Source organism: Labrys miyagiensis (genome assembly GCF_030160835.1).
GTDB lineage: Bacteria > Pseudomonadota > Alphaproteobacteria > Rhizobiales > Labraceae > Labrys > Labrys miyagiensis.
This window is the reverse complement of the sequence record NZ_BSPC01000007.1, coordinates 135,964-154,732: the sequence shown is the minus strand read 5'-3', so window position 1 is coordinate 154,732 and position 18,769 is coordinate 135,964. Positions and strand designations below refer to the sequence as shown.

22 protein-coding genes are annotated in these 18,769 nt (G+C 62.7%); 12 read left to right on the top strand and 10 right to left on the bottom strand.

Annotation, left to right across the window (positions count from 1 at the left end; translation table 11 throughout):
• The first annotated feature begins 103 nt into the window (after positions 1 to 103).
• The 4 genes from QQL24_RS05265 (at position 104) to QQL24_RS05250 (ending at position 3,088) form a co-directional block, all read left to right on the top strand.
• Entirely contained in the window at positions 104 to 1,594 is a 1,491-nt protein-coding gene (locus tag QQL24_RS05265) for a M81 family metallopeptidase (RefSeq protein ID WP_284310853.1), read from the top strand.
• A 133-nt stretch (positions 1,595 to 1,727) separates the two neighbouring features.
• Positions 1,728 to 2,111 carry a VOC family protein gene (locus tag QQL24_RS05260; RefSeq protein ID WP_284310852.1) on the top strand — a complete coding sequence of 128 codons (384 nt, stop codon included), beginning with the start codon at positions 1,728 to 1,730 and terminating at the stop codon, positions 2,109 to 2,111.
• A gap of 46 nt (positions 2,112 to 2,157) precedes the next feature.
• Positions 2,158 to 2,511 carry an endonuclease domain-containing protein gene (locus QQL24_RS05255; protein ID WP_284310851.1) on the top strand — a complete coding sequence of 118 codons (354 nt, stop codon included), beginning with the start codon at positions 2,158 to 2,160 and terminating at the stop codon, positions 2,509 to 2,511.
• A gap of 256 nt (positions 2,512 to 2,767) precedes the next feature.
• Positions 2,768 to 3,088 (top strand): helix-turn-helix domain-containing protein, encoded by a 321-nt coding sequence (locus QQL24_RS05250; protein WP_284310850.1) that lies wholly within the window; start codon positions 2,768 to 2,770, stop codon positions 3,086 to 3,088.
• A 196-nt stretch (positions 3,089 to 3,284) separates the two neighbouring features.
• Here QQL24_RS05250 and purH read toward each other — a convergent pair whose 3' ends face one another.
• The 7 genes from purH to QQL24_RS05220 form a co-directional block, all read right to left on the bottom strand.
• Positions 3,285 to 4,874, bottom strand: coding sequence for a bifunctional phosphoribosylaminoimidazolecarboxamide formyltransferase/IMP cyclohydrolase (gene purH, locus QQL24_RS05245; protein ID WP_284310849.1), 1,590 nt, complete (start codon positions 4,872 to 4,874; stop codon positions 3,285 to 3,287).
• Positions 4,875 to 4,946: 72 nt separating this feature from the next.
• A complete protein-coding gene (locus tag QQL24_RS05240) occupies positions 4,947 to 5,162 on the bottom strand; it encodes a hypothetical protein (protein WP_284310848.1) in 216 nt (71 codons plus the stop codon).
• Between the two features lie 32 nt (positions 5,163 to 5,194).
• On the bottom strand, positions 5,195 to 5,410 hold the full coding sequence (locus QQL24_RS36795) for a GFA family protein (RefSeq protein WP_488803359.1): 216 nt from the start codon (positions 5,408 to 5,410) through the stop codon (positions 5,195 to 5,197).
• Positions 5,411 to 5,413: 3 nt separating this feature from the next.
• Complete coding sequence (locus tag QQL24_RS05235; protein ID WP_284310847.1) at positions 5,414 to 6,136, bottom strand: type 1 glutamine amidotransferase domain-containing protein; 723 nt, start codon at positions 6,134 to 6,136, stop codon at positions 5,414 to 5,416.
• An 18-nt stretch (positions 6,137 to 6,154) separates the two neighbouring features.
• Positions 6,155 to 6,628 (bottom strand): VOC family protein, encoded by a 474-nt coding sequence (locus QQL24_RS05230; RefSeq protein WP_284310859.1) that lies wholly within the window; start codon positions 6,626 to 6,628, stop codon positions 6,155 to 6,157.
• Positions 6,629 to 6,842: 214 nt separating this feature from the next.
• Positions 6,843 to 7,874, bottom strand: coding sequence for an MBL fold metallo-hydrolase (locus tag QQL24_RS05225; RefSeq protein WP_284310846.1), 1,032 nt, complete (start codon positions 7,872 to 7,874; stop codon positions 6,843 to 6,845).
• Positions 7,875 to 8,162: 288 nt separating this feature from the next.
• Positions 8,163 to 8,819, bottom strand: coding sequence for a peroxiredoxin (locus QQL24_RS05220; RefSeq protein ID WP_284310845.1), 657 nt, complete (start codon positions 8,817 to 8,819; stop codon positions 8,163 to 8,165).
• Between the two features lie 141 nt (positions 8,820 to 8,960).
• On the opposite strand from QQL24_RS05220, the gene QQL24_RS05215 reads away from it, so the two are divergent.
• Both QQL24_RS05215 and QQL24_RS05210 read left to right on the top strand, forming a co-directional pair.
• Entirely contained in the window at positions 8,961 to 10,664 is a 1,704-nt protein-coding gene (locus QQL24_RS05215; protein WP_284310844.1) for a BTAD domain-containing putative transcriptional regulator, read from the top strand.
• Between the two features lie 659 nt (positions 10,665 to 11,323).
• Positions 11,324 to 12,037 carry a sugar transferase gene (locus QQL24_RS05210; RefSeq protein WP_284310843.1) on the top strand — a complete coding sequence of 238 codons (714 nt, stop codon included), beginning with the start codon at positions 11,324 to 11,326 and terminating at the stop codon, positions 12,035 to 12,037.
• A 206-nt stretch (positions 12,038 to 12,243) separates the two neighbouring features.
• Here QQL24_RS05210 and QQL24_RS05205 read toward each other — a convergent pair whose 3' ends face one another.
• A complete protein-coding gene (locus QQL24_RS05205; RefSeq protein ID WP_284310842.1) occupies positions 12,244 to 13,128 on the bottom strand; it encodes a hypothetical protein in 885 nt (294 codons plus the stop codon).
• Between the two features lie 353 nt (positions 13,129 to 13,481).
• Between QQL24_RS05205 and QQL24_RS05200 the strand changes: the two genes are divergently transcribed.
• Genes QQL24_RS05200 through QQL24_RS05190 form a run of 3 tightly spaced genes read left to right on the top strand, consistent with a single transcriptional unit; the run spans position 13,482 to position 15,581 of the window.
• Positions 13,482 to 14,471 (top strand): phospholipase D-like domain-containing protein, encoded by a 990-nt coding sequence (locus tag QQL24_RS05200; protein ID WP_284310841.1) that lies wholly within the window; start codon positions 13,482 to 13,484, stop codon positions 14,469 to 14,471.
• Positions 14,464 to 15,030, top strand: a complete 567-nt coding sequence (locus QQL24_RS05195; protein WP_284310840.1) for a chromate transporter — start codon at positions 14,464 to 14,466, stop codon at positions 15,028 to 15,030. Before QQL24_RS05200 ends, QQL24_RS05195 begins: the two co-directional genes overlap by 8 nt.
• On the top strand, positions 15,027 to 15,581 hold the full coding sequence (locus tag QQL24_RS05190) for a chromate transporter (protein WP_284310839.1): 555 nt from the start codon (positions 15,027 to 15,029) through the stop codon (positions 15,579 to 15,581). Before QQL24_RS05195 ends, QQL24_RS05190 begins: the two co-directional genes overlap by 4 nt.
• Before the next feature lie 63 nt (positions 15,582 to 15,644).
• On the opposite strand, the gene QQL24_RS05185 is transcribed toward QQL24_RS05190, so the two are convergent.
• Positions 15,645 to 16,301 (bottom strand): outer membrane protein, encoded by a 657-nt coding sequence (locus QQL24_RS05185; RefSeq protein ID WP_284310838.1) that lies wholly within the window; start codon positions 16,299 to 16,301, stop codon positions 15,645 to 15,647.
• Between the two features lie 358 nt (positions 16,302 to 16,659).
• Positions 16,660 to 17,238, bottom strand: coding sequence for a 2-hydroxyacid dehydrogenase (locus QQL24_RS05180; RefSeq protein WP_284310858.1), 579 nt, complete (start codon positions 17,236 to 17,238; stop codon positions 16,660 to 16,662).
• Between the two features lie 213 nt (positions 17,239 to 17,451).
• Between QQL24_RS05180 and QQL24_RS05175 the strand changes: the two genes are divergently transcribed.
• The 3 genes from QQL24_RS05175 (at position 17,452) to QQL24_RS05165 (ending at position 18,297) form a co-directional block, all read left to right on the top strand.
• A complete protein-coding gene (locus QQL24_RS05175) occupies positions 17,452 to 17,595 on the top strand; it encodes a hypothetical protein (protein WP_284310837.1) in 144 nt (47 codons plus the stop codon).
• Positions 17,596 to 17,700: 105 nt separating this feature from the next.
• Positions 17,701 to 17,985 carry a hypothetical protein gene (locus QQL24_RS05170; RefSeq protein WP_284310836.1) on the top strand — a complete coding sequence of 95 codons (285 nt, stop codon included), beginning with the start codon at positions 17,701 to 17,703 and terminating at the stop codon, positions 17,983 to 17,985.
• Positions 17,986 to 18,171: 186 nt separating this feature from the next.
• A complete protein-coding gene (locus QQL24_RS05165) occupies positions 18,172 to 18,297 on the top strand; it encodes a hypothetical protein (RefSeq protein ID WP_284310835.1) in 126 nt (41 codons plus the stop codon).
• Positions 18,298 to 18,769 lie beyond the last annotated feature (472 nt).

The window sequence follows — 18,769 nt, the reverse complement described above, 5'->3', positions numbered from 1 at the left end:
TGGGCTCGTCGCTTCTATCGTGCATCAAATCATTCCTGCAGATACAAGGGGCAGCGCAAACCTCAAAAGTAATTGTTTAATATCTTATTACCTCAGGTCCCCAATGCGCATCTTCACCGCTTCCTTCGCCACCGAGACCAACACCTTCTCCCCCGTCCCCACTGACCGGGCGAGCTTCGAGATGGCCTTCTATGCCGGCCCCGGCCAGCATCCCGAGACGCCGACGCTCTGCTCTTCGCCCATGGTGGCGCTGCGCAAGCGCGCTGCGGCCGAGGGCTTCACCTTGATCGAGGGCACCGGCACCTGGGCCGAGCCCGGGGGCCTGCTGCAGCGCCAGACCTATGAAGGCCTGCGCGACGAGATCCTGGCCCAGCTCTGTGCCGCGCTGCCGGTCGATGCCGTCATCCTCGGCCTGCATGGCGCCATGGTCGCGCAGGGCTATGACGACTGCGAGGGCGACCTGCTCGAGCATATACGCGCCATCGTCGGGCCGGACGTGCTTGTGGCCAGCGAGCTCGACCCGCACAGCCATTTGACGAAGAAGCGCGTCGCCAACGTCGACATCCTGGCCGCCTTCCTCGAATTTCCGCACACCGATTTCTACGAGCGCGGCGAGCATGTCGTCGACCTCGCCTTGCGCACCCTCAAGGGCGAGATCAAGCCGGTGATCTCCACCTTCGACTGCCGCATGATCGGCGTCTTCCCCACCAGCCGCGAGCCGATGCGCTCCTTCGTCGACCGTATCAAGGCGATGCAGGGCAAGGATGGTATCCTGTCCATCTCGCTGATCCACGGCTTCATGGCCGCGGACGTGCCGGAGCTGGGCACGCAGATCATGGTGGTCACCGACAATGACAAGGCCAAGGGCGATGCGCTTGCCCGCGAGCTCGGCATGGAGATCTTCGGCCTGCGTGGCAGGACGGCCATGCCGATGGTCGGCATCGACGAAGGCCTCGACCAGGCGCTGGCTCTGGTGGCGGGCAGGCCCGGCAAGCCGGTGGTGATCGCCGATGTCTGGGACAATCCGGGTGGCGGTGTCGCCGGCGACGGCACGCTGATCCTCTCCCGCATATTGGAGCGCAAGCGAGCAGGAGAGCGTTTAAATCGCATCGGCCTCGCCACCATCTGGGACCCGATCGCCGTGACCTTCTGTCTCGCGGCAGGGGAGGGCGCCAGGCTGATGCTGCGCTTCGGCGGCAAGGCCGGCCCGGCTTCCGGGGGGCAGCCCATCGACGCCATGGTGGAGGTACGCCGCGCCGTGACCGAAGGCTGGCAGAGCTTCGGCAAGAGCCGCGTCACCCTGGGCCCGGCCGCCGTGGTGCGCATCGAGGGCACCGAGATCGACATCATCCTCAACACCAATCGCACCCAGACCTTCGAGCCCGACATCTTCACCAATCTCGGCGTGGATTACGGGGCCAAGGACATCCTGCTGGTGAAATCCACCAACCATTTCCACGCCGGCTTTGCCCCGATCGCGGCCGAGATCATCTATATCGACGCCGGTGCGCCCTATCCCTCCGATCCGCGCGTGACGGACTACAAGAAGCTCTCGCGCGAGATCTGGCCACGGGTGGAAAACCCGCACGGATAGGTTGGGACCGCCGGCTTTCCAGCCGGCTCTGCTTTTCCGACGGGCGACGCGGTTCGAGGAAAGCCGGGACTTCCCTCTCGACAAAACCACCCCAATCGCTTACTCCTTCCCTGAACAAACAGGGAACATACTCATGAAGCTCGGCTATGTCATCCACTACGTCCCCGATGTCGGCGCCACCTGCGCTTACTACAAGGCGGCCTTCGGGCTGGAGACGCGCTTCATTGCCGATGGCGAATTTGCCGAGCTGGTCACTGGCGACACGGCGCTCGGCTTTGCCGACGAGAAATTCGTCGAGACCATGCTCGGCCCCGTCCAGCGCAACCGCCCCGACACCCCGCCCGCCGGCATCGAAATCGCCTTCGTGGTCGGCGATGTCGAGATCGCCTATCGCAAGGCCCTCCTCCACGGCGCCGCCGTCGTCGCCCCACCGACCCAGAAGCCCTGGGGCCAGGTGGTGGCCTATGTCAGGGACAACAACGGCGCGCTGGTCGAGCTCTGCACCAAGGCGCGGTAGCCGGGACTGCGGGCCGCTGGAGGTGGTACCAAAGCGAGCGTGAAGAATGTCAGTCGTCCAGGCTCGGCGCCTCCGCAAGAAAATGACGCCACAGGAGGTGAAACTTTGGAAGCATTTGCGCCAACTGCGGCTGCAGGGGTACCATCTCCGCCGTCAGATTTCGATCGGCCGTTTCGTGGCCGATTTTGCCTGCAAGCGCCGTCGTCTCGTCATCGAAGTGGATGGCAATCAGCATGGTTATGCCAAAGGCCTCGCACATGACGCGACCCGAGATGCTTTTCTCGAAAAGTTGGGTTACCGGGTCATGCGTTTTTCCAACCATGACGTGGACAGATCGCTGCCCGAGGTGATGGATACCATCTTCCACGCGCTCGAAACCAGATGGGCCAGGGAGGAGTAAGGCGCGGATCATCCTTCCCCGACTGCGGGGAAGGTGGACCGGCGTAGCCGGGCCGGAAGGGGTAGGGTGGCGCCTGCCTATCCAAAAAATCGGCTATGTCGCGCCGCTCTCCCCCTTCCGTCATTGCTTCGCAATGCCACCTTCCCCGCAGTCGGGCAAGGATTCCTGTGCCCCAGTCGTTATGTGCGGCGTTCCCCGTGACGCAGCCTTGAAAGATCGCACCAAGTGCTACATTTACTCCGGATGGAGATCTGTCATGGCCAAGGCCAAGCATAAGAGCGATGCCTTCGAGGCGATCCATGGCGCCGTCGCTGGCATGTATCGGGCCGGCACCCTCGACAAGGCCACGATGCGGCACTTCGATGAACTCAGCCTCATCGAGCCGCCGCGACTCGATCCCCTCGAAATCAAGGCCCTGCGCGAACGCAATCATGTCAGCCAGCCAGTGTTCGCGCGCTATCTCAACACCAGCGAGAGCACGGTGGAGAAATGGGAAACCGGCGCGAAACGGCCGAGCGGCATGGCGCTGAAGCTTCTCTCGCTTATCCAGAAGCACGGTTTGCGGATACTGGCGTGACCGTGATGCCGGGACCGCCGGCTTTCCAGCCGACTGTTCCCTTCACCCACGTACGACGGCTCCAAGAGCCGGCTGGAAAGCCGGCGATCCCAGCCTAGTGCGTCTTACCTTCAGATCGAATCACCAAGAATCGCAAAATGCTTTTTACGCCAATGCGCTAATTTGAAAATCCGCTCCTGCCCGAACGCATTTTGCTTTAGTGCCGGAAGTGCCGCGTTCCCGTGAACACCATCGCCAGCCCTGCGGCGTCCGCCGCCGCGATGACTTCGGCGTCGCGCTGCGAGCCGCCCGGCTGGATCACTGCCGTGGCTCCGGCCGCCACTGCGGCCTCCAGCCCGTCGGCGAAGGGGAAGAAGGCGTCGGAGGCGACCACCGAGCCCTGGGTCAGTGTCTCCCGCAGCCCGGCGGCCTTCGCCGCGTCGGTGGCCTTGGCGGCGGCGATGCGCGCGGAGTCGACGCGGCTCATCTGGCCGGCGCCGACGCCTACCGTCGCCCCGTCCTTCGCATAGACGATGGCGTTCGACTTCACATGCTTGGCGACGCGGAAAGCAAAGCGCATGTCCGCCATCTCCTGCTCGCTCGGCGCGCGCCTGGTCACTACCTTCAGCGTCATGTCGTCGACCACGGCATTGTCCCGGCCCTGCACCAGCAGGCCGCCCGCCAGCGTCTTGGCCGTCAGGCCCTCGGCGCGCGGATCCGGCAGGCCGCCGGTGACGAGCAGCCGCAGGTTCTTCTTGGCCGAGATGATGGCGATCGCCGCCGCGCTCGCGGCCGGGGCGACGATCACCTCGGTGAAGATCTCGACGATCCTCGATGCCGTGTCGGCGTCGAGCTCGCGATTGACGGCGATGATGCCGCCGAAGGCCGAGACTGGGTCGCAGGCGAGCGCCTTCTCATAGGCCTGCGCCAGCGTCGGCGCCTCGGCGACGCCGCAGGGATTGGCATGCTTGACGATCACCACCGCCGCCGACCGGGCCGGATCGAACTCGGCCACGCATTCGAAGGCGGCGTCGGTGTCGTTGAGATTGTTGTAGGAGAGCGCCTTGCCCTGCAGCTGCGCGGCGGTGGCGACGCCGAAGCGCTTCTCGGGCGTGACATAGAAGGCCGCGCTCTGATGCGGGTTCTCGCCATAGCGCAAGGCCTCGGCCAGCGTGCCGCCGATGGCGCGAAAGGCAGGCGTATCGATCTCCAGCGTTCCGGCGAACCAGTTGGAGATCGCCGCATCATAGGCGCCGGTGCGTGCATAGGCCTTGGCGGCGAGGCGGCGGCGGAAGGCGAGGGTGGTAGCGCCGTCATTCTCCGCCAACTCGGCCAGCACCTCGTCATAATCGGCGACATCGACGATCACAGTGACATCGTCATGGTTCTTGGCGGCGGCGCGGATCATGGCGGGGCCACCGATGTCGATGTTTTCGATCAGGTCCTCGAAGGAGCCGCCACGCGCCAGCGTCGCCTCGAAGGGATAGAGATTGACGACGAGAAGATCGATCGGGGCAATATCGTGCACCGTCATGGCGGCGCGGTGCTCGGCGTTGTTGCGGATGGCGAGCAGGCCGCCATGCACCTTGGGATGCAGCGTCTTGACGCGCCCGTCCATCATCTCGGGAAAACCGGTGAGCTCGGAGACCTCCTTCACCGTCAGGCCACCCTCCACCAATGCCTTGTAAGTGCCCCCGGTGGAGACCAGCTCCACACCATGGCTCGCCAGCGCCCTGGCGAAATCGACCACGCCAGTCTTGTCGGAAACGGAGAGCAAAGCGCGGGTGATGGGGGCGGCAGCGATCAAGGCGGGAATCTCCGAAGGCAGGGTTTGCGCGGCTTGATAGCGCAAGATGGCGCGGAGGGGGAGAGAAAGTGGCTAGCTGTTCGACAAGCCACGGATCATCAGGCGCCCGACAGCATATTCGCTGCGCCAATAGCCGCTGATCTTGGGCAGTGCGTCATCCACCTCCGCAACTCTGCGATGGTAGAAAATACGCAACTGCAGCGGTGGCAGAAGATAAGGCTTCTCAAAGGAGCGTGACGCAACGAAGGCGAGCGCGAGGGCTGATGGCCCGGGCGTGAGACCCAGCACCGGCGATCCGCACGCCCTGCACAGGCCGCGGTTCAGGGCAGGGGGGATCTATAGCGCCGGAAGTTCATCTTGTGCACCGCCCGGATGGTCACGGACCGTGCGCGCACGACGGTCACGTCGGCATATGGCTCCTTGTAAAGCGACCGGTAGATCGTGCAATGACAGAAGAAGCGCCCGATGACCGGCCCCTGAACGTGGATGCTCGACCGGCCACAACGGCATCTGCCTGTTTGATTGATCGTCGTCATGATTCAGGGAGAACCTTCCTTGACCAGTGCCGGTTCCCCCAGCAGCTTGACCACCGCTTTCGCGATTGCCTTGCTCGAGCCCGGGTTCTGCCCTGTCGCGATCCGCCCGTCGACCACGACGAAGGACGTGAACGGCAGCAACGCCTTGCTGTAGCGGGCGCCTTTGGCAATCAGCTCGTCTTCGAGAAGGAACGGCACCTGGCCCTTGAGCCCCGAAAGCCATTCCTCCCTGGTGGAAAATCCCGTGACTTTGCGCCCGGCAACCAGCGGTCGGCCATTCCTGTCCTGCAGGTCGAGCAGTGCGGCAACGCCGTGGCAGACAGCCGACACCACGCCGCCCTGTCGATAGATGCGCTCGCCGAGGTTCCTGAGAGCAGCGCTGTCGCGGAAATCCCACATCGTGCCGTGTCCGCCCGCATAATAGATGGCGGCGTAATCCGTCGGATCGACGTCCGTGGCCGCCTTGGTGTTCTTCAGGCTGGACATGAAGGCTGGATTTTTCAGGTACTTGCGCGTCTCGCTGTTCAGATAAAGCCAGCCGAGGCTGCGTTCATCCAGCGGCACCGGCCCGCCACCCGGGCTGACGAAATCGGCCTCGTAGCCGGCCGCGTCGACGACATCGAGGAAATGGGTCAACTCGGCCAGCCACAGCCCGGTCTTGTCGGGCCGGCTCGGATAGGCCGAATGGTTGGTCAGGACGACCAGGATCCTGGCACGGTCGGGCATCGGGTCACCCTGGCATCTTCAGCCTCGCCGCGCCGCCTCGATCGCGGCGACGTCGATTTTCTTCATCTTCATCATCGCCTCGAACGCGCGCTTTGCTTCGGCGCCGCCGGCGGCCATCGCCTCGGTCAACGCGCGCGGCGTGATCTGCCAGGAGATGCCCCATTTGTCCTTGCACCAGCCGCAGGCGCTTTCCTGGCCGCCATTGCCGACGATGGCGTTCCAGTAGCGGTCGGTTTCCTGCTGATCGTCGGTGGCGATCTGGAACGAGAAGGCTTCGTTATGCTTGAACATGGGCCCGCCATTGAGGCCGAGGCAGGGGATGCCGGCGACGGTGAAGTCGACCGTCAGCACGTCGCCCTCCTTGCCGGACGGATAGTCGCCGGGCGCACGGTGGACGGCACTCACGCGGCTGTCGGGAAAAGTCTCGGCGTAAAAGCGGGCGGCAGCCTCGGCGTCCTTGTCGTACCAGATGCAGATCGTGTTCTTGGCGATGGCCATGGCTTGTCCTTTCACTCGTGAAGCCGATACCGGTCCGGTTTCCTGGGCATTCGGGGCGGTTCACAGCCAGCCTCGACCGTTCGCCACACACATAGAATGCGCTCGTGCCGCCTGGCGTTCCGCCAGCAGGCCGGAAAGGTTATAGCCGTATCGGCGCTGCCAGGGCCAGCTCGTCGCTCAACCTATGCGGGAGGAAGCGCGCCCCGCCTCACCCTTCCACCGGCCCCTCCGCGTTCTTCCAGGCCGCGATGCCGCCCTGAATATGCAGCGCCGCGGTGATGCCGGCGTCCTGGGCGGCTTGCACCGCCATGGCGGAGCGCTCGCCATAGGCGCAGAAGAACACCAGCCGGCGGTTGCGTGCGAGTTCGTGCAGCAGGCCGGCGCCGGCGAGTTCGGCGGCGAGCGTCGGATAGGGGCAGTGGACCGCGCCGGGGATGCGGCCATGGCGCTCGCGTTCGCGCTGCTCCCTGAGATCGATGAGCACGGCCTCCTGCCTGCCGAGCAGTGCCATGCCCTGCTCGGGCGAGAGGGCCCAGCCCCGGGCCGCGACGGCCTCCTGGTGAAAGCCGATATGCATGTTGGCCGGCACCGCCACATCCATCATCTTCGGATTGGGCAGGTTCAGATTGTTCATGAGTTCGACATAGGCGTCGGCATCCTTGACCTGCAGGCGCGGATTGTTGCGCCTCTCCTCGCCGATCGTGCTCACCGTGTCGCCCTTGTAGTCGTGGGCGGGGTAGACGAGCATGGTGTCGGGCAGGCGTAGCAGCCGCCCGAAGATGCTCTCATATTGCTGGCGCGGGTCGCCGTTCTGGAAATCGGTGCGGCCGGTGCCGCGGATCAGCAGCGTGTCGCCGGTGAACACCCTGTCCGCCATGGCGAAGGAGTAGCTGTCGTCGGTGTGGCCGGGCGTGTAGATCACGTCGAGGCCGATGCCTTCGATCTCGAGCCGGTCCCCGTCCGACAGGCGCATCGAGACCACGTCCGCCTTGCTCTGCTCGCCCATCACGGTGATGCAGCGCGTGCGGTCGCGCAGCGCGCCGAGGCCGGTGACGTGGTCGGCATGCAGATGCGTGTCCACCGCCTTGACCAGCCGCAGGTCGAGCTCCTGCATCAGCTTGACATAGCGATCCACCTTTTCGAGGACAGGATCGATGATCAGGGCCTCCGCGCCTTGCCGGCTGGCGATGAGATAGCTGTAGGTGCCCGAAACACTGTCGAAGAGCTGGCGAAAGATCATCGGACTTCTCCTCTGGTGCCCATCGGCGCGCACTTAAGATGCACGGGCGCGACTATCCTTCCCCGACTGCGGGGAAGGTGTCAGTGCAAAGCACTGACGGAAGGGGGAGAGTGGCGCGACAAAGCAGAAATAAGCAGATGTCGCGCCACTCTCCCCCACCCGTCCCGGCTGCGCCGGTCCACCCTCCCCGAAGTCGGGGAGGGATTCCCGCTGCTTCATCGCTTTAAGTCAGTGCCTGGGATGCCGAGAAACCCAGATCGGCCTCTCCACTGATGGCACCTCACCCCCTCACTTCGGCTGCGCAGTTGTACGCAGATAGGGCTTCACACGCGTGAAATTGGGGAACATCCGCTCGGCGTCCTCGTCGCTCACCGCCGTGGTGATGATGACGTCTTCGCCGTGCTTCCAGTTGACGGGCGTCGCCACCTTGTGGCGGGCAGTCAGCTGCATCGAATCGATGACGCGGAGGATCTCGTCGAAGTTGCGGCCGGTGGTCATCGGGTAGACGATCACCAGCTTCACCTTCTTGTCCGGGCCGATGACATAGACATTGCGCACCGTCTGGTTGTCCGCCGCCGTCCGCCCTTCCGCGGTATCGCCCGCGCCTGCCGGCAGCATGTCGTAGAGCTTGGAGATTTCGAGCGTGGTATCGCCGATCATCGGATAGTTCGGCGCCATTCCCTGCGTGTCCTCGATATCCTTTGCCCAGACCGAATGCTTGGCCACGGGATCGACGCTCAGGCCGATGACCTTGACATTGCGCATATCGAACTCGGGCTTCAGCTTCGCCATGTACCCCAGTTCCGTAGTACAGACCGGCGTGAAGTCTTTGGGATGCGAGAATAGAATTCCCCAGGCATCGCCAAGCCAAGCATGGAAATCGACGGGACCATGCGTCGTTTCTGCCTGGAAGTTCGGTGCGAGATCCCCAATACGGAGTGACATTTTCCGTCTCCTGTTGTGTTATGACGATGCGACTTTAGCGGAGTAGTGTTCCCTCGCCGTTCCCCGCGGCGATGAGCCGTGAGACGGCTCCCCTTATTCTAGCATTGATAATCCTGGCAGTGATGATCTTGGAGCGATTCCATGGACGTTGACGTTCAGCTTCTCGGCCGTTTCCGCGTCACCGTCGACGGGCGGACCACCACGGAGACGGATTGGCGGCGCTCCCGCAGTGTCACGCTGGTCAAGCTGCTGGCGCTTGCCCCCCGGCATCGTCTTCACCGCGAGCAGGTGATGGAGGCGCTCTGGCCAGACCTTGCCCCGGAAGCCGCGGCCGCCAATCTGCGCAAGGCCGTGCATTTCGCGCGGCAGACGCTGCAGGCCAGCGAAGTGATCGGGCTGAACGGCGAGGCGCTGTCGCTCGCGCCGGACGCGAAGCTGACGATCGATCTCGAGCGCTACGAGGCGGCCGCGACGGCGGCGCTGAAGAACAAGGATGCGGCCGCCTGCGCCGCGCTCGCGCCTCAGTATGGCGGCGAGCTCCTGCCCGACGATCGCTATGCGGAGTGGACCCAGGAGCCGCGCGAGAGGCTGCAGGCGCTGCATGTCCAGGTGCTCAAGGGCGCCGGGCTCTGGCAGGAGGTGCTCAAGGTCGACCCGATCGACCAGGAAGCGGCGCGCGCCTTGATGCAGGCGGCACTCGAGGCGGGCAATCGCGGCGAGGCGATCCGCCTGTTCCAGGCCCTGCGCGAGAGGCTGCGCATCGACATGGGCCTCGGCCCGGACCGCGCCACCGTGGCGCTTTACGAGAAGGCCGTGACCCCCGGCGATACCGCGCCGAAGAGCATCGATGAGCATGTGCGCGGGCTGATGGCCTGGGGCATCATCCATCTTCACAGCGGCGATTTCCGGGAGGCCGAGCGCAAGGCCCAGGAGGCCCGTTCCCTGGCGCTGGCGGGCGAGCTCGGCCGCGAGATCGGCGAGGCCAGCGCGCTGGTCGGGCTGGTCGCCCACATGCAGGGGCAGTGGCAGACCCTGTTCCGCTCCGAATTCGTGAAATGGGTGCGCCAGCCGCTTCCCGCCGCCGGCAACGTCTTCGACGGCCATCTGTGCCTGGCCGAATTCTGCCTGTGCAACGCCCGCGGCCATGCCGACATGGCCAATCTCTCGCGCGAGCTGCTGACGATCGCCGAGGATGTCGGTTCGGTGCACGGCCGGGCGCTGGCGACCCTGATCCTCGGCAAGGCGGCGCTGTTCTCCGGCCGTCTCGACGAGGCGGAGGAGCTCCTGACCCGGGCGGACGAGCTTCATGCGCAGGCCGGCGCCCTGGTCGGCCGCGCTTTGGCGCTGCATCGCCTGGCCGAAGTGGCGCTGGCCCGTGGCCAACGGTGGAAGGCCGGCCGCCTCCTGCAGAAGGGGCTGAACATCGCCGAGCAGACCTGGCTCACGCCGCATCTGCTCATCCGCTACACGGCGCTGGCCGTGGAAGCCGCCACCGATATCGACCAGGTGGCCGAGGCGATCCGGCATGGCGACCGCCTCATTGCGGAAGAGAGCACCTGCCAGCCCTGCTCCATGGGTTTCCGGGTCGCCTCCGCGATCGCCCTGGCGGAAGCCGGCGAGATCGACCAGGCCGGCCGGCGCATCGACGAGGCGGAGCGCATCGCCGGCATGTGGCAGGGCGGCCCCTGGGTCGCCGCCGTGTGGGAGGCGCGCGGGGTGCTCCGCCGCGCCCAGGGCAACAACGGGCTGGCCTCGGCGCTGCTGCACGAAGCCGCCGCGCGATTCGGCGACCTGGCCAGGATACGCGACCAGGAGCGCTGCCTGGCCAGGGCGCAGGGGCTCTGAGGCGTCTCCCTCTCGGGCTGAGCGCATCGTCATTCCGGGCGACCAAAGGGAGACCCGGAATCCATGAACACCGTCCTTCGAGGTTGGTGTTCATGGATTCCGGCGTTTCGCTTCGCTCCCCGACCAAACCAGAGGTTTGGTCGTGGGAATGACGTCGCGCGCCATTTTGATCGGACATCCCCCCACCGCGTCACGCCCGTATCCGACGCGTGCCTTAACCTGCCCCTCATATCGAAGGTCCCCGGCCTTGCAGGGGATGACGGGCTCTCCGTGGTTGGAGCGTCAATCATCCGCGCCGGTGGGCAAGTGCCGCTTTACGCCTGCGGAATCGCAGTCGAACCCGGCAAATGCCTAGTTTTTGCCCTTCCGCCGCGTTTCACGCCCATTTTTTGTACCATCAGTTAAGACTTAGGACGAGATGCTAACGACCAGTCCAACCCGCTCGTGTATTACACTGCTCATGATCGGCGGAAGACAAAACTAAGTCATACCGCCAAAGCCTACATTTCAGACATTGTTATTCTTGGCATATATGAACTGTTGGGTGAGTACGGGTCGCGTAGATAGTATAAAGATCATACTCGATATTTATATTTACAAGCCCGCTGTAAAATTCGTCGAGTAAGGTCGCAAAACAACTCTCCGTAGAGGATACGAAGGTGGCAACTGAAACTGTTGGCGTGACTTCTGACGCCGGTATTGCTGGTACCCGGAACGCAAGTTCCGGCCGTGTCGAGATCAGGACGATCGTTTCCCGCAAGGTCGCGCAACTCAGCAAGCGCGGATTCGATGTCGCGGTGTCCTCGGCTGCCCTGATCTTCCTGCTGCCTTTGATCGCCGCCATGGCGGGGGCTCTGCTGATCCTCCAGGGCCGCCCTCTCTTCATCCGTCACAACCGCGTGGGCCTCGGCGGCAAGAGCTTTCCCTGTCTCAAGTTCCGCAGCATGGTCGTCAACGCCGATCTCACCCTGCGCGCTCATCTGCGGGACAACGCCGCCGCCCGTGAGGAGTGGGAGGAGACGCACAAGCTCAAGAACGATCCGCGCATCACGCCGATCGGCAAGTTCCTGCGCAAGTCGAGCGTGGACGAGCTGCCCCAGCTCATCAACATCATCCTCGGCGACATGAGCCTGGTCGGCCCGCGGCCGATCGTACGGGACGAGATCGTGCGCTACGGCCTGCATATCGAGGACTACAAGCGCGTCCGCCCCGGCCTGACGGGCCTGTGGCAGATCAGCGGCCGCAACGACACCTCCTATCACGACCGCGTGGCCCTCGATGTGCGCTATGTCCGGGAGTGGAGCTTCTGGCGCGACCTCTCGATCATCGCCAAGACCGTGCCGGCCGTGCTGAAGTCCTCGGGTTCGTATTGAGGGTGGCGGCGGCCTGCGGGAGGCGCAGGCTTGGAGTGTCGATCCCCGATCGACATTCTTGGAAACGAGGCGCTTGCCGGCAAGGTAGCTGGCGATCGGAGATCGCCACTCCGCGTTTGGCGCGCCTGAGCCCGCAAAGTCAGCGCTCGGGCCGTTGCCACCACGGCCCTGGCGTTGCCCGTTGAAGATGTTTTCCAGCCCGACTTTCAAAAATCCATAAATTTATCGAGCCCGAAATGCCTGAGTGATTTTTGCTCGATTTCGTTGAAATCCCGGAAGGGATTATATTCGGGTTGCTGCAAAACGGCGGCTGCTGCCGCCAGGGGCTCGTATTGCAGAACATGTTTCAAGGCCATGACAAGTTCCGCGTCTTCTATAAGATATTTGTACATGTCCTCCTTGTTCCGGTATCCGCCGAGATAGGTGCTGTAAATATCCGACCGGCGGCGGGCAGCGTGAAAGACGTTCTCAAACTGCGTCGCAACAAATTCTTCCAGGCTGTTGTTGAAATTCTTGTTCAGCAGCGACCTCTGGCTTTTTCTATTCTGAGATAGCCGCATCGCATGGACCAGCTCGTGAAATAAGGTATCCTCCGCCTCGTCGGCTGGCGGGCGCCCCGCGACGAAAACGTGCCGGAAGGCAGCGGGTTTGAAGTAGATCCGGATACCGCCCCCCTCCGCGTCCGTCTTCAGCAGGGTCTGCGCCGTCGGCTCATCCCATGTCGGAGGAATGATGTATATTTTCGGATCCGGCTTCATCATGCCCAGCAGCTTGTTTCCGATGCTGGTATGCGAAATTATTCTCAAAATATGGTCGACGGTCGATTCGTATTGGTGGATTTCCTTCCGGTATTTCGGATCCAGGTCCTCGATGAGCTGCCATTGCATAATGGCACTGATCTGATCGTCCTTCTGCTGCGCGATCTGCTGGAATCTCTTCATAGCCTCCAAATGGTGTTTCTGAAGCTGATCTTTGGCATTGTCCTGCGCCCTTTTCATTTCCGAATAATATTGGCTCCACAGGGGATCGACGGCCTTCTGCCGGTGCAGGGAATACAGGATGTAGATTGGGAATTTCTGGAACTGAAGCATGAACGAGAGCTTCCTTGCTAAAGCGTTTTGCGATTTGCCGGACTTGGCAAGAATCGCAAAGACGCGTCGAAACAATGAGTTAGAGCAAGGCAGCGTTTGCGCCTAAACGCGCTTTGCTCTAGCGATCAAATCCGGCCAACGGTTACCAGAGGCGCCCTGCAGCCCTACGGTTGGAGCTGGCCCGATAAACCGCGCCGTGCGACGCGGCCGCCCAGCTTGCATAGGGGCCGTAGAGCCGTTGTGACGCCGCAGGCTTACCATGCGGGCCCTGCCGGCGGCGACAGCATGCGTCGCTAAAGCATTGTCAACGCGCTCTGAAAGTACTACTGGACATTAAAACTTGCGAGTTCCCCATGTCGAAAGCTATTGGTCACCTCATTGTCCAGCCTAACGATGGTATCGCGCCCGTCGTCGACCTCATTAGTCGCGCCAATCGCTCACTTTACATCAAGCAATTCAGCTTTACCGCGCCCTCGATTCAGCAAGCGGTGATCGCCCGCGCCAAGGCAGGCGTCGATGTTCGCGTGATGCTGAATCCGCAGCGATCGTCGGGCAGCCGCGCCAATGACGAGGCCTTCAAGCTCCTGGAGGCCGCCGGCATATCGGTGCGCTGGGCGAGCCCGCATTTTGCGGTCACGCACGAGAAATCGATCGTCGTGGACGAGGCCGTGGCGCTCGTCGCCACCTTCAACCTGTGCGAAAAATACTTCACGCTGACGCGCGACTATGGCGTGATCGTCGAGAATGCCGCCCAGGTCGCGCAGATCGTCGAAGGCTTCAACGCCGACTGGGAGCAGAAGATCTGGCACCCGGCGCCCGACACCGGGCTCCTGTGGAGCAATACCAATTCCCGCCAGCTGATGTCGGACTTCATCGATGGGGCGGAGGAAACGCTGGACATCCAGCATCCCAAATTCGTCGACGCCACCGTCACCGAGCGCATTGCGGCTGCCGCGCAGCGCGGTGTGCATGTGCGCGTGCTCTGCGGCGGCAAGCACGGCATCAGCGAATGGGACATTCTCGATACGTTTTCATCGCTCCGCCTCCTGCATTATCTCGGCGTGCACGTGCACAAGCAGAAGGACCTGCGGCTCCACGCCAAGCTGATCCTGGTCGATGGCAAGCGCGCCCTCGTCGGCTCGATGAATATCGACCGCAGCGCCTTCGACCTGCGCCGCGAACTCGGAACCACGCTGGCCGACCGCGAGATCATCGCCGGGCTTTCGCAGGTCTTCGAATCGGATTGGGCCCTTTCGCACAAATACGAGCCTCCTTTGCCGTTGAGCGCGTTCCACCACGTGGAGGACGACTTCCCGCACGATCCGGACCTGGACCATGAGTGACGAGGCAGCCCAGGAGCGGCCCGGGTTGCTGGAACTGGCCTTGACCTTCAACAAGATTGCCCTGGCGAGTTTTGGCGGCGGGCTCTCGGCCTGGTCGCGCGAGATCGTGGTCGTCGAGCGCAAATGGATGACCGAGGAGGAATTCCTCAGCGCGCTCACCATCTGCCGCATCCTGCCGGGTGCGAACCAGATCAACCTCGCGGTGTTCGTCGGTGTGAAATTTCGCGGCATCGCGGGCGCGGTCGTCTCCTGCCTCGGCCTCATCTTCGTTCCCCTGCTCATCGTGCTGGCCATGGGCTGGTTCTATTTCGCCTACAGCAAGGTGCCGGCGATGAAGGACGTGCTGCATGGCGTGACGCCGGCCGCGGTCGCCATGACCTTTGCCATGGCCATCAAGACCGGCCAGAAATGCCTGCGGGCCCCGATGGCGATCGCCCTGTTCGTGGCGATCTTCGTGCTCAGCGCGATCCTGCGCATGCCGCTCCTGGCGGCGCTGGCAATCTGCGGCCCCGTCGCCTTCTGGTGGGGCTGGCCGCGCAAGCCCAGGGAGCCGGCATGAGCCTGGACAATCTGTGGAAGATCGTCTCGCTGTTCGGCATGCTCTCGATCCTGTCGATCGGCGGCGGCAACACCGTGGTCCCCGAAATGCACCGCCAGGCCGTGAGCTATGGCTGGCTCGACGGCAAGCAGTTCGCGGATCTCTTCGCGATCGCGCAGGCCGCGCCGGGACCGAGCGTGCTGCTCGTCAGCCTCGTCGGCTACAAGGCCGGCGGCGAAGGCCTGGGCGGCATCATCGGGGCGCTTCTCGCCACCATCGCGATGGTGGCGCCGGCCGGCCTCCTGGTCTATTTCACCGCGCGCTTCTGGACGGCGGCGAAAGAGGCGCCCTGGCGCCGCGCCATCGAAGTCGGCTTCGCGCCGCTCACCGTCGGCCTCGTGCTGGCGAGCGGCGTGATCGTGGCAAAGTCCGCCGACCACGGCTATCGGGAGTGGGCCCTCACGGCCGTGGCGACGATCATCTTCACCGCCACGAAGATCAATCCCCTCATCGTGGTCGGCATCGCGGGCGTGATCGGCTGGCTGGGCTGGCTGGGTCCGGTGCCGATGTGAGGCGGGGTCGGCGGTGATGGCAGGTCAATGACGAAGGACCGGGCCATCTGCCGATCCGCGAGATCAGAACCTGTAGCTCACGCCCAGCGTCGCATTGACGGAATCAAAGCTGGTTTTGACCCTCACTGCCCCCGGAACGATCGAGCCCTTCTCTCCAAGATCGACGTAGCGCACTTCGCCGCGTACCAGCCAATTCTGGTCGATGGCATATTCGAGACCGCCACCGACCGTCCAGCCGACGCGGGTGTCGCTGATCGCAGTAACGCCATTGCTGACGAATTTCACGTCACCAAACGCAACGCCGCCTGTCACATAGGGTAGAAGATTGCCGAAGGCATAGCCGGCACGAGCGCGGACAGAGCCCTGCCACTCGTTTTTGAAATTGACCCTCGACCCGATATTCCTGGTTTTCGACAGGCTTGAATAATCGATGTCCCCCTCGACACCGAGAACAAAATCCCCGTCGAATTGTTGATTATATCCAACATGGGCGCCGCCGAGGAAACCCGTTCCACTGAACGTGGCATGAATCGGGACGATAGGCACTTTGACCTTGGCCGAGCCGAAATCGGCCCCGGCATGGAGGCCGACATAAAAGCCGGTCCAGCTGAATGGCAGGACCACCGGGGCAGCCGGTTCGGCGGCCTGCGGTGCCAAGTCAGCGGCAAATGAACTGGAAGATATTGCGAAGAAAGCAGCAGCAAGCAGAAGATTTTTCACAAGCACTCCCCCCGAGTGAGCGAATCAGTATTGATATACCCAACCGCCCAATAAAGCTGTTACTGCCTGGCAACACGTTCAATATATTTTGATTGTTCGTCGAGGCGCAGGGAATGGCGACGTTCAAACCTGGCGATGCGGAAATAGTAGAAAGCCAAAGACAATTGCGATCTGCCCCGTGGAATTACGGCGACAGTTTACCAATTGCATGCTGCCCCTATGTTCCCGCGCATGCTGCTGAGGTGGCTTTGATTCCACATCCTGCCGATCAAGTTATTCCGTGGAGGAAGGCATGGTTAAGTAGACTGTCGCCGTAATGCCGTAATTCAAAATTCCAAGCCGGCAGCGGACCTCGCCATCACCCGACGATGTTGGACACCGCGCGTCCATCAAGAAATTCTCCGATTGAGCGCATGGCATAAAGCTGCGCTTGGAGGTCCGCCTCGAAGGTCCGCCAGCCAATATGGGCCGTGGTCAAAAACCTGTCAGGACCAAGCTCGAGGATGCTGCGTTCCACGGAGCTCAACTGGCGCGTGCCATCGCCATAAAATCCATCGAAGGCCGCATAGGCCAGCCGGCCCGAAGATAGCGCCCAATATAGCGCCTCCGCATCGACGAGTTGCGAACGCGCCGTGTTGATGAGAATCGCACCCGGCTTCATTCGCTCGAATTCGGATCGATGGAGTATGACGCCCGCGTCCTGTGGAAGGTGAAGAGAGATCAGGTCGGATTCTGCGATTAGATCTGCTTTGTCCACATAGCGAATTCCAAGTGTCTGTTCGAACCCTGGCTTGCTACTCCGCGACCAGTAGTTCACCTCGGCGTCAAACCCGAGCCGCAGGAAGCTCGCAACAAGTTGGCCAATGTGGCCCATGCCAATCAAGGAATTGCGGTGACAGTTTACCAATTGCCTGCAGCTCCATATGTTCCCGCGCATGTTGCTGAGGTCGCTTCGATTCCTCATCCCGTCGACCGTGTTACTCTGTACGGGAAGGCATGGTTAAGTAAACTGTCGCCATAATTCAGGAAGGAGATCGTGGCCGCATACTTGCGTGCGGTCTCCACCTACGCGAAGCACCTGGCCCGGGCCGTCGACCCACGCCTGGACGCTCTACCTCCACGTTAATGACACCAACGTCCGAAGACGATCATGGCCGAATACAACGTCATCCTGAAAGATCGCGACGGCTATGAAACCGTAAACTACCCAATTGGTGGGATGTCAGCCTCGAGAAAGCATGCGAAATACCTGCTGAGTGAAGAATTCGCCAAAAGCTTCGGGTTCAGACCATGACACACGCCGCATCCATAAGGTCGAAGTCCAGGCCGTCCACACAGGCGAGGGCCTATGGGACGCTTTGCGCCAATTCCGCCAACCTCCCCACCGGTAAAGTCTGCAATGCCCAAGACATCATCTCAAACCGACCTGCTGCTCCGTAAAGGCACCCTGGCGTTGAAGGCAATCGGTGGCGCACTCGACAGCGTCGCCCATGCGTTATCTCCAACGACGGGCCCTAATGCAGCCGGCGCGTTCCTTGACGGCGCCGAGCTGTCGCTCAAGCGCGCAATCTCACTGATCGCAGAGGCTGACGATCTCGCTCCTCATAAGCGACTTGATGACGATCACGCCTGCCCGATGACAGAGGCGTTGAATTGCGTTGAACATAGAATGAACAGATCTTGATTTTTATTCGGTCCCATGCTTTGATCCCTCTTGGAACGAAGCGTCAGCGGCCGGCGAAGGAACAACCCGGCTCCGAACGCCTCCATCCACCCCGAGAGCCTATCCAAGCGATAGGTGCGCGGCGGTCCTGCTTCTCTCGAAGCCGGCTGCCAGGGTGACGAGCGGGACAGACGGGATCGGCACCCCATGGAAGTGCCCTATGATCCCTGGACGGAGCGTGAAGGGCTTGAGCCCGGCAGCGCCTTCGTCCCATCTCCCGCCGATGCGGTGAAGACGGTTCATGCCACTGTCCGGCCAGGACTGCAGCGCTGAGCCCCTTGACCGAGCCGGCTGGTCAGGTTCGGATGGTCCGTGCCGTCCGCTCCCGGCCCGCCTCCGCCCTTCAATAGGCGGAAAAACAGGTGGCCTTGCGCGCCTTGTCAGCGCGCCAGGCAACCGGAACGGGGCGATGGCGGCCTGCACCGACAGTGCGGCCTGCATCTTCCATGATCCTGCTTTCACGGCTGCTCCGCAGCCGCCATCGCCCGGTTTCTCCTCATCAACCCAGCCGGAAAGGGCGTGGGAACGAGAGCGTTTGCGCATTGTGGTGAGAAGGCGGTGCAGGCGAGAGAGCCTGGCGCTGGGGGCGCTGAGAAATCAGTGCTTGAAGCGCGACGCGAGCATCTTCCCTCTCCTTGCGGCTATCGGGTTCACATATCCCAGCTCGAGAAGAATAGACGCAAGTCATTCGGCTGAGCGAGATGAGACGGTTGAGGATAGAACGCGCCGTCGAAGTCCCCTCGCC